This window comes from Pseudomonas sp. URMO17WK12:I7, from assembly GCF_003269045.1.
Lineage (GTDB): Bacteria > Pseudomonadota > Gammaproteobacteria > Pseudomonadales > Pseudomonadaceae > Aquipseudomonas > Aquipseudomonas putida_J.
Window position 1 is genome coordinate 77,834 of sequence record NZ_QLTL01000019.1, and the last position, 14,987, is coordinate 92,820.

Below are 14,987 nucleotides of genomic sequence, written 5' to 3' on the forward strand. Positions count from 1 at the left end.
CGCGTACTAGTCACCATGCGAGTGGGTGGTGATTATCGTGGAGTCGCCCCTCGAGCTGTCGCACCTAGCGTCTCCGCGCTCAGCTGACCGGTCCTTACTCGAGACAGAAAGCATATGCAGTCCGATCTTATTAAAAAAAGAATCATTGGTAACCTGATCGGCGAGGTCGTCGAACTAGATGCTTCTTCTCTGGAAATTGTTGGTCATAGCCTCATTGAGTTGCTCGAGGATAATCGCCTGATCCATCACGGGCTTAATAAGGACTATCGGCCTGTCGGATACACGATCGACACTTTTTCGCAAGATTTCCTGGTCGCCGGCGAATACAGCGCCGAGAAAGATTACTTCCTTGGCAAGGTAAGCAAGGCACCAGACGGGCAAGGTTCCTCACAAGGGCAAGATACGGAGGGCGCGAACGCCGAAGCCCCCGTAGCGACTTACGCCAAGATCGAAAAAGACGTTCAGCATGTCCTTGACCATGCAGCAGGCAAGCTGCCCCAAAAAATTTATCTGATATGTAGCCAGGAGGAGCCAGAATCTTTTCGCGCGAAGTTCAATCGCACGGGGATCGCTAAGGAGCATGGAGAGCGTCTTAACATTCTTGATGCGCGGGAGTTGGCAAGGCTAATCTTCGAGTTCTCTACGCAGAATCAGACCGCTGCCGCTTTCTACACTACATTTTTCCCTGGTTTTTCCCAAGACCTCGACAACTATGCCTACTACGGTAAGGCACCTGCATCATGTGAATATCACGTCTCCGATGCTGCCGTGGTGGTTGCAATACGGGACCATTTCGATCAGGGCAACCGCGTCTGTCTGCTGACCGGAATCAGCGGTTCTGGTAAGACGCAGGCGACTGTTGACTACCTGCAGCGGGAAGGTAAGTACTACGAGAACTACATGTGGATCACTGGGGGGGACTGGAAGCCAGACACCTCGCTAAGCTCAGTTCAACGCGTTAGAGGTGGCGTTGCTGTCAATGTGGCGGGCATCTTCAACAGCTACAAGACGTTGCTCGTAATCGACAGCCTGGAGCGTGAATTGGTCGAGAACTCACTCGATGACCTCTCAAAGGGGTTCGAGCGAGGCGGTCATGTGATAGTGACCTCACAGCTCAATCCAGCGAGCAAATCAGTGCTTCATATGCCTACAATCTCGACGGAAGCGGCTGCCGCCATTTTGGGCGAGGACAGGAACAAGCTAAACGCAACTGCAGCAAGATTTATCGAGGCTTGTCGATTCTCTCCCCTTATCCTCGCAACTGTACGCAAGCTGGTCGAAGCGGAAGGCGTACCGCGGGAAGAGCTCTATGAAGAAATACTCGCAGAACCGCAGGTCATTTCAGATAGCAATGGCGCGGCAATTATGGGCAGTATCTTGCGGCGATTGGATTCAAGATATCTCCAAGGCCTGCAACAGATTGCAAACTCTGGATCATTTTCGAACGACGCCAGGTTTCTCGGGCATTTCCTGGGACACGCTGTAAAGTCTCACCTTCAGCGTCTGTCGATACTGAAACCGGCAGTCGCGCCAGGGCTTCTGTCTGTGCACGATCTCATCTGCCAGGCCGTTCGCGACAAACCAGATGCCGAACCTATCGCTACCGCCGTCACGAAGTATGTCGAAAAACACTCGGGGGAGATGATCCCCAGTGTAATTCGACAGATTCACTTGTGCGCATCCCAGCTGACGGAGATCTATCAGCGGCGCCAAGCCCAGCAGCCAGACTGGCTGACTTACGCTTTGCTGCAACTGGATAGTGGCCGTAGTCTTGTGCAAGAGCAGGAGCTGCATCGCCGGAGTACTCACGGGGGAGCGCCATTGCAAGAGCTACTTTGTGTCATCGATGCGCAAGAGGCATTTGCGTATTCATTGGATCACGACGATCGGCGTCAGCACTTTAGTGCTTGGGCGGAAGAATATGGCAAGGCTCAGCAAGGGGATCCAGCATCTGAAGTAAACCTCGAGCTTTTGCACCACCAGGGCAAGGCATTGCGCCGTTGCGGCAGATTGCATGAGGCTCTGACCTGCTTTCAAAAGCTTCTGGAGATTCGGCCCGAGTGGCATGCGACTTGTCTGCAGATTGCGCATATGGGAACACAGAAGGATGCCGATGACCCAATCAAAATGGCGGGAGCACATGCGATGCAAACCCTCGTCGACCGAGTTATCGAAGCTCCGTGGGATGTGCCATTGCGGGTCTCGTTGGCGTCCGTCGCGCGACTCCGGTCTTACAGGAAAGTCGCCGACGAGACGGTGAGCAATACTGAGCAAGTGCGGGCTCTCGCAGACGTGATTGCTCTGTCGGCTCTAGAGGGTCTAGACCAATTTTATGAGGCCTACCTGTCCTTCACCTCGATTTTTGCTTATCAGCACCCAGAGATTTGCGTGGCGCTGGCCGAGGGGTTCCCGGAGATTCTCTCCACGCCACCTGAGTTGGTTGATAAGGGCCAATGGAGTAGCGCGTGCGAGTCGCTTGGTAATACTGCAGCAGCTGCCGACAGTGCAGGCAAGACTAATTTGCGCGACCGAATCACGGCGGCGGGCGTTGTATTTGCCACGGCTCTGGGGAGCAAGCATGGAATTAGGAGCTTTGACGCACGCGCAGTAGCCAAAATGTTCCTTTTCGCAAGGATGCCGGCGGAGGCGCTGGATGTAATCATGAAGATTCCGACTGAAGCCCTCAACAAGGACCATTGGCTCCTGTACCGCAAGGCTGAGGCAGAATTGGGAGTTCACAAGCTGGAGGATGGACTGAGCACCGCTGAACGTGCTCTTGCGCTTGCTAAAGATGATAAGAAAGGGCTTGAGCGCATCGCTAGTTATCATGAGTTGCTCAGTAAATGTCACGAAGCATTGGGTGCGACAGACTCTGCGATCGCGCAAACGGAGGCAGCGCTGGAGTCGTGCCAGGCGGGGAAGTATAGGGATGCGTTGTCGGGGAGGTTGGAAGAGCTGAAACGGCGAGCAAGCACTCACTGATCGAGGATTTAGAATCGCCTCGGGCGTTCTCAAACGCCTGCATTTGGCCGATTTCTGCCGATGGCCAAAGGCAGCAATCGGCCGACTTCAGTCGGTCGAGGACGAAGCCCTTAAAGACTGTCAGGGTCGCCAAAGAACATTTGTATCCGTGACCGCAGCCAGCGTTCCGCCGGGTCATTGTCCTGCGCCCCGCGCCAGGCCATGTGCAGTTCGAACGTACGCACTTCCATGGGCAGGTCTTCCGCGCGCAGCCCGCCGGCTGCAGTCAAGGCATCGGCCGTGTAGTCCGGCACCGTGGCGACGATATCGGTCCCTGCCAACAAGCTTCCCAAACCATTGAACTGGGGCACCGCCAGCACCACATGGCGCTTGCGGCCGATTTCTTCCAGCGCCTCATCGATGAAGCCTGACAGGTCGCCGGCAAACGACACCAGCGCATGCGGCCGAGCGCAGAAGTCGTCGAGGGTGATGCTGCCTGGCACGCTGTCGGCGCGCAGCAATTTGGGCTTGCTGCGCCGCAGCACCTTGCGCTTGGCGTTGGCCGGCAGTTCGCTGGTGTAGCTGACACCAACGGAAATCTCGCCCGAGGCCAGCAGGGTCGGCATCAGCAGGTAGTTGACCCGGCGCACCACCAGGACAATGCCGGGGGCTTCGGCGCGGATGCGCTTGAGCAGCTGTGGCAGCAGGGCGAACTCGGCGTCGTCCGACAGGCCGATGCGGAACACCGCGTTGCTGGTCGCCGGGTCGAACTCGGCGGCGCGGCTGACTGCGGTGGAGATCGAATCCAGCGCCGGCGACAGCAGGGCGAAAATTTCATGAGCCCGCGCCGATGGCTCCATGCTGCGGCCGGTGCGCACGAACAGCGGGTCATCGAACAGGTTGCGCAGGCGTGACAGGGCCGCGCTGATGGCCGGCTGGCCGAGGAACAGCTTCTCGGCGGCACGGGTCACGCTACGCTCATGCATGAGGGTTTCGAACACGATCAGCAGGTTGAGGTCTACGCGACGCAGGTCGTTTCGATTCATCGGTGCGCTTCGCCTAAAGTGGGGCAGGGGTGAATATTAAGGCCAAAGGCTGTTACCCTGCACCGATTTCCGGGGGCCAATGCACAGGAAAGTCAGGTGCCCAATCGATGACAGGCATGTCGACTATTAATAGCCACTGATGGTCTAACGGCAAAAGCCCGGATAAAGTCCGTGGTAATACGAGATTCACAAAGGCGAGGTATGCGATGTCCCGCATGATCCGTTTCCACAAGTTCGGCGCTGCCGATGTGCTCCGTTGCGAGGAGCAGGCCGAACCGTCACCTGCCGTCGGCGAGGTGCAGATCCGCGTCGAGGCTATCGGCGTAAGCTGGTATGACGTGCTCTGGCGGCAGAACCTGGCGCCATCTCAAGCGCGGCTGCCTGCGGGGATCGGCCACGAGATGGCCGGTGTGGTGACAGCGGTCGGCGAAGGCGTCGAAGATATCGCAGTGGGCGACCGGGTCGCCAGTTTCCCGGCCACCAGTGCCAACGATCACCCGGTGTATGGCGATGTCATCGTCCTGCCACGCACCGCCATCACCCGGTATCCGGATATTCTCACGCCGATCGAGGCCAGCGTGCATTACACGCCGCTGCTGATCGCCTATTTCGCCTACGTCGACCTGGCGCGTGCCAAGGCCGGGCAGACCGCGCTGGTCACCGATGCCAGCCATTGTGCCGGACCGGCATTCGTGCAATTGGGCAAGGCGCTCGGCCTCAAGGTGTTCGCGGCCACCAAGGAGCCCGAGCAACGTGAATACCTGCTGGGCCTGGGTGCCGACAAGGTGATCGTCACCGAAGAGCAGGACCTGCTCATGCAGGTTGGCAAGTACACCGATGGCCGCGGCGTCGACATGGTCCTCGATGGCATGGGCGGGCCGCAGATGTCATTGCTGGGTGATGTGCTGGCGCCGCGTGGCAGCCTGGTGCTGTATGGCCTGCAGGGGGGCAACCAGACGCCGTTCCCGGCCTGTGCGGCGTTCCAGAAGAACATCCAGTTCTACGTGCACTGTATCGGCAACTTCACCGGCAAGCCGGAGCTGGGCATCAGCCAGGACCAAGTGGCATTGCAACGGGCCTTGCGCGATATCAACCAGTTCACCGCCGATCAGTTGCTGACGCCACAGATCATCAAGGTGTATCCGTTCGCCGATGTGGTCGAGGCCCATCGCTACATGGACGAATGCCCCTGTGGCGGGCGGGTAGTGCTCGATATGGCGTCGCGCTGACGGCATAACTGGTAAACAAAAACCGGGCATATGCCCGGTTTTTTGCATTCTGCGCGGCTATATTTCATGAGGTTGTAGTTGTTAACTTTGTAAGTTGATGTTGCTGGGGAGTTATAAGCGGGTCTTTAGTAGGCTTTTATACATTGCAGGTCCCGTATTTACTGATTTCTGAATGGTTTTTTCATTGAGATCTGTATCTTTTAATCCCTATTCAACGCTCGATAATGGCGCATTGATAGTTGGCGCAAGGAGCGTGCAGTGAAGACGAGTAGGCGCGGCAGTGCGCGGTTCAAGGCGGTGGAGAGTTCCTGGTTAGGCTCATCTGTTTCAAGGGTGTGGCGACAGCGTACTGCAACTTCAAAGCTTCCTGTTTGATTGTAGGAAATTTCTTCAAGTTAAATCCGCTGCACTGAACCCTCAGGTGGCGTGCTTTTGTGTTGAATGAAGTTGTGAGGTGATGCCGTGAGTATTGTTCACGACCAGGCTATGCACTTTATTTATCAGCAGGTGCTGGAACGCCTGCTGAAACATATGACCAAGGAGCAACGCGCTTCGCTGCAGTTGCTGATCCAGCGTTTGCTGGTAGCCGCTGGCGGGCCAGAATACATCGGTACGTTCAGGTTGCTGGTGGTTCACGGGGGAGACCGTCGTAGTGCCCGGTTATTGGCCGTGTTGCGTGCCGCGCAGTTGAGCATTGCCTTGCGCGCACCTGTCACCTTCAAGTTGCGGGTACTGGTCACCTGTGTGCCGGCAACCAGCGGCGTATTACTGGAGCAGCATGAGCGCACCTTCAACACCTTGTTCATGCATGATGATCCGCGTGTGCAGTTGCAGATGGTCGAGGGGGCAGCAGTGGTGCCGTTCTGTCGCCAGGCTGACACCATGGATCGGCATTTGCCGTTGTCACGCCAAGCCTTGCTGATGTTCGGCCACCTCGTTGATGCACACCCCGAAGCACTGCTGGGCAGTCGCACGCATCTGGAACTGGCTGATGCCATGCGCCTGGCGCTGGCCGCGTACCCGGGCGCCGATGCCCTGATAACCGCCATACCTGCCAGCCAGCGGCGGCGTTTTGCGGCCTGGGCCCGCCGGGCCCTGCGCCAGGCAGGTGTAGCCAGTGCTGGCTCGTTGCATCAATGCATCGACAGCCTGGCCAGGTCGCTGGGCCATTTGCATGTTGTCGCAGGCTCACCGGGCGGGGTGATCGGCGCGCCGGTCAGCGCCCAGGAAAGGCCATTGCCGCTGCGGGTCATCGTGATTGACGATCTTCTGGCCCAGTTGCTCAGTGAAGGCGAACTCGACCTGATGATGGGCTGGGGCTTCGAGCCGGCGGGCGAAAGCGCACCGCTGGCGGCATTTGTCGACCCTCTGGCGCTGGCGCAGTTGCACGAGACAAGCGGGCGCTGCAAGGCACCTACTGCCCCCCGGCAAGCATTGCGCCTGGCCGGCCAGGATGTTCCTGGCAAGCCTCAGGCGCCCCAGCAGGCGCGCTTCGCCAGGGCCTATGGGCTAGAGCAGACCCAGCTCGCCTGTTTGTTGTACCGGCCCTTTGCCAACCAGGGGGCGGGTCTGGAGCGGTTCCTGCAATCGCGCCATGCCGACATGCTGGTGGCCTTGCCCTACCTGCATCGGGCCCTGCAAGGCAAAACCTGCCCTGATGCCGTCAAGGACTGGATCGTGAATACCAGCGGCCTGCCGCTGGCGCAATTGCGCATGGTCTACAAGGGGCGGTTGGCGCCGGGTGTCCGTCAATTGCTGATCAACCTGGCGCGGCGTGATGTGCAACTGCGGTTTTTGCACTGCGCGATGCGCAAGGCTTCATCCTGATGGGGCGCGAGTTTGCCTACCAGGCGGTGTACCGTTACCTGATCGCGTTGATCGACGAGGCCGAGCGAGGCGGGCAGCCACGCCTGCCGTCGCTAAGGGCGTTGTCCAGGCGCTTGCGTGTTTCGTTGGCGACGGTACAGGCGGCCTACAGCCTGCTTGAGCAGGAAGGGCGTGTGCAGTCGGTACCAAAGTCCGGCTATTTCGCCCAGGTCAGCCTGGAGGTCGGCAGGGCTGATGCAGGCCATGGGCTGCCCGCGCAGCCGTTGCTGGAGCGCGCGTTGTTCGCCCATGAGCGGCGCCTGGGGCGGCTGCGTGCGCGGCCCACGCGGGTGCTGGGCGGGCCACGGCTGCGTGACGCCCTGGCCGAGCGCTATACCCGCTCTTCCCGGCAGTACTGGCGACCTGAGGATGTGCATCTGGGCCCTGATGTGCAGGCGTTGCTGGAAACGCTGTTGCAGGCTCTGGCGCTGCAGGGCAGTACCGTGCTGGTCACCTCACCGTGCTGTTGGCGTATCCTGCGGGCCCTGCAACGCTGCGACATGCGGGTCCTTGAAGTCCCGCTGGATGGCGGCGGCAGCCTTGATATCGGCAGTCTGTCCAGGCTGCTGCGCTATGAACCGGTGCGCATGATGATAATGCCTTCGTGCCTGGCCATCCCAGTGGGGCGAGTGATGCCTGAGCGCGATCAGCAGCAGATCGCCGATCTGTTGGCAGCGCACCCGGTCTGGTTGCTGGAAAATGATCTGGACAGCGAGCTGTGCTTTTCCGTGCCACCGTGCTCACGGTTGCGCGACTGGGTGGACCCGCGCTGGCTGCTGGTGCTGGGTTCGCTGGAGGCGACAGTAGGGGCCGAGGCACCTTATGCCTACCTGTTGGGGCGCCATGAAGCTTTGGTAGAAGCATTCGCCCAGCGTGCTTTTCAACTTGCGCCAACGCGTCAGCAGGCGCTGGCGCAGATGATCACCACGGGCGAAATCGATCAGCACCTGGCCCGGACGCGGGCGGTGCTGCATGGGCGGATGGAACAAATGTGCCAGCAGCTGCGCACGGTGTTGGGCAGGCAGGTGGACTTCGACATGCCTGAGGGCGGGTATGCCTTGTGGGTGCGCCTGTCACCTACGATGGTAAGCGCTCAAGCCGTGGCAGCGACTGCGGACTCGGCATTGCAGGTGCTGGCGGGTGAGCAGTTCGGTCTGGATGGGCGTTATCGGCAGTTCCTGGCGCTGACCTGGCTGGGCGAGCAGCCCAAGGCGCTGGGCGAGGCGCTGGAACGCCTGGCAAGGGCCTTGGCGTTTGACGCCATTCGTCGGTAGCCCGGCGGAATGAGCCTTGGTGCTTGCCTGTGCGCGCAATCTGTATGTATAAACAGTGCTCACTTTTACTGCCCGACCCCGCCTTGTGATTGCCCACTCCGTCGATGACCCGCTGTATTACCTGCACAATTTCCGCCAGGTATTGCGCTGGGTCGAGTCACGTTATACCGACCTGCTCGATGCGCAGGAACTGGCGTTTGTCCAGGCGTTTGCTGCGCTGGCGCAGCCGGCCCAGGCGCTGATGGTGCGCATGGTGATGCGCAAGGGCGAGCTGTTTCGCTGCGACCGCCTGGACTATGCCGAAATCGGTGACACTGCGGCCGCCTTGCAGCCACTGTTGGCGCTGGGTTGGGTGCGCGAGCCGGAGGTCCTGAGCCTCGAGCAACTGTTCGCACTGTTGCGCAAGGACGAACTCGCCCTTGGCTTCGCCGGGCAGTTGGCCCGCCCGCGCGCGGCAAAGGGCGACCTGTTGGAGCAGTTGCGGCCTCTGTCGCTGGCTCCCAGGCCTTTGCACGAGTGGTTTGCCCAGGCCCCGGTAAGTATCGTGCAGTGGTGCCTGCAGCCGCTGTGTGATCGCATACGCTTGTTGTTTTTTGGCAACCTTTATCAGGACTGGTCGGACTTCGTGCTGGCTGACCTGGGCCTGCTGCGTTTCGAGCAGGTGCCTTTCAGCCGCGACTCACGTGCCCTGCAGCAGCGCAGCGAGGTCGACCAGGCCATGGCGCTGCACCAGTGCGGCGAGCGTCTGGAACTGGGTGAGGAGCCGGCATCGATCCTGGCGACACTGGCCGGCCTGACGATCGACAACCCTTGGCTGGCACGGCGCCATGGCCGGCTGTTGTTTGCCGTGGGCCAGCAATGCGAGCGCCTCGGTGACTGGGATCAGGCGCTGGCGGTGTATGCCCGTAGCAGCCATGCGCAAGCGCGTATTCGCCAGGTTCGTGTGTTCGAGCGCAGCGAGCGCTGGGAGCAGGCCCACGCATTGGCCCGGCAGCTGGCTGCCGAACCGGCCAACACCTTGGAAGTGCAGGCCTTGGAGCGCATGTTGCCGCGGCTGGCACGCAAGCTCGGCGGCCCCGCACAGCCACGCCGGCGCGCGGCTGTGCCTGAGCTGATCGAGTTGGAACTGCCGCGCGAGCAGGCAGCGCTGGGTGTCGAGGAAGCGGTGCGGCAGTACCTGGGGCAAACCGGTGGGCAGGCGCACTACGTGGAGAACACACTGTTCAACAGCCTGTTTGGCCTGTTGTGCTGGGAGGCGATCTTCGCCCCGGTGCCGGGGGCCTTCTTCAACCCGTTCCAGGCGGCGCCCCAGGATTTGCATGACAGCGATTTCCAGCAACGGCGCGCAGTGCAGCTCGCTGCCTGCCTGGGCCGCCTGGACGATGGCTCCCATCGCCAGGCCATCCTCGATTGCTACGCGGCCAAGCAAGGCCTGCAGTCACCGTTCGTGTTCTGGTCCATGCTCAACGAAGGGTTGCTCGATCAGGCGCTGACGTGCCTGCCCGCCGCGCACTTGAAACAGTGTTTCCTGCGCCTGTTGCAGGACATCCGCAACAACCGCGCCGGCATGCCAGACCTGATCCAGTTCTGGCCAGAGCAGCAGCGCTATCGAATGGTCGAGGTCAAGGGGCCCGGTGATCGCTTGCAGGACAATCAACTGCGCTGGCTGGAGTTCTGCGCCGAGCACGGCTTGCCGGTGGCGGTGTGCCACGTGCGCTGGAGCGAGCCAGCGTGAGTTATCGCGTGGCGGTGCGGGCGCTGTGCGAGTTCAGCGCCAAGGTCGGTGACCTGGACCTGCGCTTCACCCCGTCACCCACGGCTCAGGAAGGTATCGAAGGGCATCGCCGGGTGGTCGCCCGGCGCGCCGCAGGCTATGAGGCGGAGGTCGCCCTTGAGGGCGAGTACCAAGGCCTTCAGGTACGCGGGCGCGCCGATGGCTACGACCCGGCCGCCAATCGCCTGGAAGAGATCAAGACCTACCGCGGCGACCTGGCGCGGCAGCCGGCCAATCATCGCCAGTTGCACTGGGCTCAGGCCAAGGTCTACGCCTGGCTGCTGTGCCAGGCGCGGCAGTTGCCAGCCATCGAGGTGGCGTTGGTCTATCTGGATGTCGACAACGACAGCCAGACGCTGATCAGCGAGCACTACCGCGCCGATACCTTGCAACACTTCTTCGAAATGCAGTGCCAGCGTTTTCTTGCTTGGGCCGTGGCTCAGCAACAGCGCCTTGTCGAGCGCGACCAGGGTTTGCAAGCCTTGGGCTTTCCTTACCCCCAGTTCCGCCAAGGCCAGCGGCAACTGGCCGAAACCGTGTACAAAGCCGTCAGTACCGGGCGCTGCCTGATGGCCCAGGCCAGTACGGGTATCGGCAAGACGCTCGGCACCTTGTTCCCGCTGCTCAAGGCCATGGTCCCGCAGCAGCTGGACAAGGTGTTTTTCCTCACGGCCAAGACCCCGGGCCGGGCGCTGGCGCTGGACGCGCTGGGCCAGATCAGCGCGGGCACGCCGCAGCCCGCGTTGCGCACCCTGGAGCTGATCGCCCGGGACAAGGCCTGCGAATACCCGGACAAAGCCTGCCATGGCGAGTCCTGCCCGCTGGCCCAAGGCTTCTACGATCGCTTGCCCGTTGCACGCGAGGCAGCGGCGTTGCGGCCCATGCTCGACCGCGCCAGCTTGCGCGAGGTGGCCTTGGCGCATCAGGTCTGCCCGTATTACCTCGGCCAGGAAATGGCCCGCTGGGTGGACGTGCTGGTGGCCGACTACAACTATTACTTCGACGCCCACGCCTTGCTGTTCAGCCTGACCCAGCTGAACCAGTGGCGGGTCGCGGTATTGGTGGACGAGGCGCACAACCTTGTCGAGCGCGGCCGCGGCATGTACAGCGCGAGCCTCGACCAGGGCCAGTTGCTCGCCTTGCGTCAAAGCAAGCCGCAGGGGCTCGGCAGCGCCCTGGACCGGCTGAATCGGCAGTGGAATGCGCTGTACAAGGGGCAGCAGGCTCCGTACCAGGCCAGTGAACAATTGCCGGAGGCCTTCCTGCGGGCCCTGCAGCAGTGCATCGGGCTGATTCAGGAGCGCATGAACGAAAAACCCGCCGAGGTCGATGCCCAGGTGTTGCAGTTCTTCTACCAGGCGCTGCAGTTCAGCCGGGTGGCCGAGCTGTTCGACGAGCATTTCCTGTTCGACATCAGCCTGCGCGAAGGCCCGCGCAAGCGGCAGCTGGCCAGCCTGTGCCTGCGCAACGTCACCCCGGCCCGGTTGCTCGCCCCACGCATGCAGGCGGCGCGCAGTGTGACGCTGTTTTCCGCCACCTTGAGCCCACGGCACTTCTATACCGACCTGCTCGGCATGCCGGCCGACACCGCCTGGCTGGAGGTGGCAGCGCCGTTCCGCGCCGAGCAGCTCGAAGTGCGTATCGCCAGCCAGGTCTCGACCCGCTATCGCGAACGCCAGGCTTCACTGGCACCGATTACCGAGTTGATTGCCGACCAGTACCAGCGCCAGCCAGGTAACTATCTGGCGTTCTTCAGCAGTTTCGAGTACTTGCAGCAGGTGGCCAGCCTGCTTGCCGAGCGCCACCCTGGCATCCCGCTGTGGGCCCAGGCGCCAGGCATGGACGAAGCCGCGCGCCAGGCCTTTCTCGATCGCTTCGTGGCAAACGGGCAAGGGGTAGGCTTTGCCGTGCTCGGTGGGGCGTTCGGTGAGGGCGTCGACTTGCCTGGAACCCGCCTGATCGGGGCCTTCGTCGCCACCCTTGGCCTGCCCCAGGTCAACCCGGTCAACGAACAGTTCAAGCAGCGCCTGGGGCGGCAGTTTGGCGCTGGTTTCGACTATGCCTACCTGTACCCCGGTGTGCGCAAGGTCATCCAGGCTGCCGGGCGGGTCATCCGTGGCGACCAGGACCGCGGTGTGCTGGTGCTGATCGACGAGCGATTCGCCGAACAGCGGGTACAGCAGATGTTCCCGGCCTGGTGGCAGGTGGCCGCCAAATAATCCTGTGCGGCCCCATCGCGCCACATTGCAACTCCCAGTACACTGCGTGTTCCAACACCAACATCTGTTGAACTCGAGGTTTTTGCATGACGCTCAGTCCTTTGGCAGGCAAGCCGGCTCCGGCCAGCGTGCTGGTCGATATCCCCCGCCTGCTCACCGCTTACTACACCGGCCGCCCTGACGCCGCCGTGGCGGCCCAGCGCGTGGCCTTCGGCACCTCGGGGCACAGGGGCAGCTCGTTCGACCTGAGTTTCAACGAGCACCACGTGCTGGCGATCACCCAGGCCATCTGCTTGTACCGCCAGGAAAAGGCCATCGACGGGCCGCTGTTCATCGGCGCCGACACCCACGCGCTGTCCGCGCCGGCCGCGGCCAGTGCCCTGGAAGTGCTGGCCGCCAATGGCGTGCAGGTGATGCTGTCCAAGGACGATGAATACACCCCGACGCCAGCGGTGTCGCATGCCATCCTCTGCTACAACCGTGGCCGCAGCCAGGGCCTGGCTGATGGCATCGTCATCACCCCGTCGCACAACCCGCCACAGAGCGGTGGCTTCAAGTACAACCCGCCCAACGGCGGCCCGGCCGACAGCGATGTGACCAAGTGGATCGAGGCCAAGGCCAACGAACTGCTGGCCGCAGGGCTTGCCGGGGTCCAGCGCATGGACCATGCCCAGGCGCTGCAGGCCGCCACGACCCACCGTCATGACTATGTGACCCACTACGTGGCTGACCTTGAAAACGTCATCGACTTCGACGTCATTCGTGGCGCCAACCTGCGCCTGGGCGTTGACCCGCTGGGCGGGGCAGGGGTGCGCTACTGGTCGGCGATCGCCGAGCGCTACCGGTTGAATCTGGAAGTGGTGAACACCGAAGTCGACCCGACCTTCCGCTTCATGTGCGTGGACTGGGACGGCCAGATCCGCATGGACCCGTCGTCGCCTTACGCCATGCAAGGCCTGATCGGCCTGCGCGAGCGTTTTGACGTGGCCTTTGCCTGCGACCCGGACCACGACCGCCATGGCATCGTCACCGCTGACGGGCTGCTTCAGCCGAACAACTACCTGGCGGTGGCCATCGATTACCTGTATCGCAACCGTCCGCAATGGCGCAGCGACGCCGCGGTGGGCAAGACCGTGGTATCCAGCGGCCTGATCGACCGCGTTACCGAGCGCCTGGGCCGTGAGCTGTACGAAGTGCCGGTGGGCTTCAAGTTCTTTGCCCAGGGCCTGTTCGACGGAACGCTTGGCTTCGGCGGTGAAGAGAGCGCCGGTGCGTCGTTCCTGCGCAAGGACGGCACGGTCTGGGCGACCGACAAGGATGGCCTGATTCCGGCGCTGCTGGCGGCCGAGATGACTGCCCACACCGGGCGCAATCCGAGCCAGGCGTACAACGAGCTGACCGCAGCGCTGGGCAAGCCGTTCGCCACCCGTGTCGAGGCCAGGGCCGATGCACGGCAGAAGGCAGCGTTGAGCAAGCTGGCACCTGAGCAGGTGAAGTCGACCGAACTGGCGGGTGAGCCAATCGTGCAGATCCTCAGCCATGCGCCGGGCAATGGCCAGGCGATTGGTGGTTTGAAGGTAATGACGGCCAATGGCTGGTTTGCCGCGCGGCCATCGGGCACCGAAGACATCTACAAGATCTACGCCGAGAGCTTCGTCGACGAGGCGCACCTCAAGCGCCTGGTGGAAGAGGCGCAGGTGCTGGTGGATGCGGCGATTGCCTGAATGACCTGAGCGGGGCTGCCTTGCAGCCCAATCGCCGGCAAGCCGGCTCCCACAGAAACTGCACAAGTCTGAAGGTTTGTGCGGTCACTGTGGGAGCCGGCTTGCCGGCGATTGGGCCGCAAAGCGGCCCCTTTCACTTATGCAACATCGACCAGGACGATTTCGCTGTCCTCGATAGCGGTGACCTTGAGCACTTCCTCCTGCTCGATCGCCACCCCATCCCGGCCCTTGGCGCGCAGCCCATTGACTTCCACCAGCCCCTTGGCCGGCACCAGGTAACCCCGGCGCCCGGCATCGAAGCGGTATTCGGCGGTTTCGCCAGCGCGCAACGTCGCGGCTACCAGCCGTGCATCGGTCCGGATCTGCAAGCTGTCCTCGTCACCCGCGCGGCCGCTGGCCAGGGTCACGAAGCCTTCACCGCGCTCGCCTTTCGGGAACGGGCGGGTCCCCCAGGACGGCGCATCGCCAACCTTCTCCGGCACAATCCAGATCTGGAAGATGCGGGTATCGACCTCTTCCAGGTTGTACTCGCTGTGCACGATGCCGCTACCGGCACTCATCACCTGCACGTCGCCAGCCTCGGTACGGCCCTTGTTGCCCAGGCTGTCCTGGTGGGTAATGGCGCCTTCACGCACATAAGTGATGATTTCCATGTCGCGGTGCGGGTGGGGCGGGAAGCCGCTGCCGGCAGCGATCAGGTCGTCGTTCCAGACCCGCAGGTTGCCCCAGTGCATGCGCGCCGGGTCGTAGTATTCGGCAAACGAGAAGTGGTGATGGGCGTCGAGCCAGCCGTGGTTGGCGTGGCCAAGGCCTTCGAATGGGCGCAGTTGCAGCATGGTTGTGCTCCTTGAATCAGTGGAATGAAGCCATGATGCACACAAAATAGATCGAAAA

9 protein-coding genes are annotated in these 14,987 nt (G+C 61.9%); 7 read left to right on the forward strand and 2 right to left on the reverse strand.

The genetic code is table 11. The annotated features are described in order from the left end of the window. The first annotated feature begins 114 nt into the window (after window positions 1–114). Window positions 115–2,982 carry a tetratricopeptide repeat protein gene (locus tag H040_RS23175; protein WP_027918747.1) on the forward strand — a complete coding sequence of 956 codons (2,868 nt, stop codon included), beginning with the start codon at window positions 115–117 and terminating at the stop codon, window positions 2,980–2,982. Between the two features lie 110 nt (window positions 2,983–3,092). Here H040_RS23175 and H040_RS23180 read toward each other — a convergent pair whose 3' ends face one another. Continuing rightward, window positions 3,093–4,007, reverse strand: a complete 915-nt coding sequence (locus H040_RS23180) for a LysR family transcriptional regulator (RefSeq protein WP_027918746.1) — start codon at window positions 4,005–4,007, stop codon at window positions 3,093–3,095. 206 nt (window positions 4,008–4,213) lie between these two features. Here H040_RS23180 and H040_RS23185 point away from each other — a divergent pair, with 206 nt between their 5' ends. The 6 genes from H040_RS23185 (at window position 4,214) to pgm (ending at window position 14,093) form a co-directional block, all read left to right on the forward strand. Continuing rightward, a complete protein-coding gene (locus H040_RS23185) occupies window positions 4,214–5,236 on the forward strand; it encodes a zinc-dependent alcohol dehydrogenase family protein (RefSeq protein WP_027918745.1) in 1,023 nt (340 codons plus the stop codon). A gap of 462 nt (window positions 5,237–5,698) precedes the next feature. Beyond that, window positions 5,699–7,063 (forward strand): hypothetical protein, encoded by a 1,365-nt coding sequence (locus H040_RS23190; RefSeq protein WP_027918744.1) that lies wholly within the window; start codon window positions 5,699–5,701, stop codon window positions 7,061–7,063. Continuing rightward, window positions 7,063–8,376: an aminotransferase-like domain-containing protein gene (locus H040_RS23195; protein WP_027918743.1), complete on the forward strand. Its 1,314-nt coding sequence runs from the start codon at window positions 7,063–7,065 to the stop codon at window positions 8,374–8,376. The genes H040_RS23190 and H040_RS23195 overlap by 1 nt, the downstream gene beginning before the upstream one ends. 85 nt (window positions 8,377–8,461) lie before the next feature. Beyond that, window positions 8,462–10,111, forward strand: coding sequence for a VRR-NUC domain-containing protein (locus tag H040_RS23200; protein ID WP_027918742.1), 1,650 nt, complete (start codon window positions 8,462–8,464; stop codon window positions 10,109–10,111). Next, window positions 10,108–12,369, forward strand: a complete 2,262-nt coding sequence (locus tag H040_RS23205) for an ATP-dependent DNA helicase (protein WP_027918741.1) — start codon at window positions 10,108–10,110, stop codon at window positions 12,367–12,369. Before H040_RS23200 ends, H040_RS23205 begins: the two co-directional genes overlap by 4 nt. 86 nt (window positions 12,370–12,455) lie before the next feature. Then, window positions 12,456–14,093 carry a phosphoglucomutase (alpha-D-glucose-1,6-bisphosphate-dependent) gene (pgm, locus tag H040_RS23210; RefSeq protein WP_027918740.1) on the forward strand — a complete coding sequence of 546 codons (1,638 nt, stop codon included), beginning with the start codon at window positions 12,456–12,458 and terminating at the stop codon, window positions 14,091–14,093. Window positions 14,094–14,230: 137 nt separating this feature from the next. Here the strand turns inward: pgm and H040_RS23215 are convergent, their stop codons facing one another. Next, entirely contained in the window at window positions 14,231–14,929 is a 699-nt protein-coding gene (locus tag H040_RS23215; RefSeq protein ID WP_027918739.1) for a pirin family protein, read from the reverse strand. Window positions 14,930–14,987 lie beyond the last annotated feature (58 nt).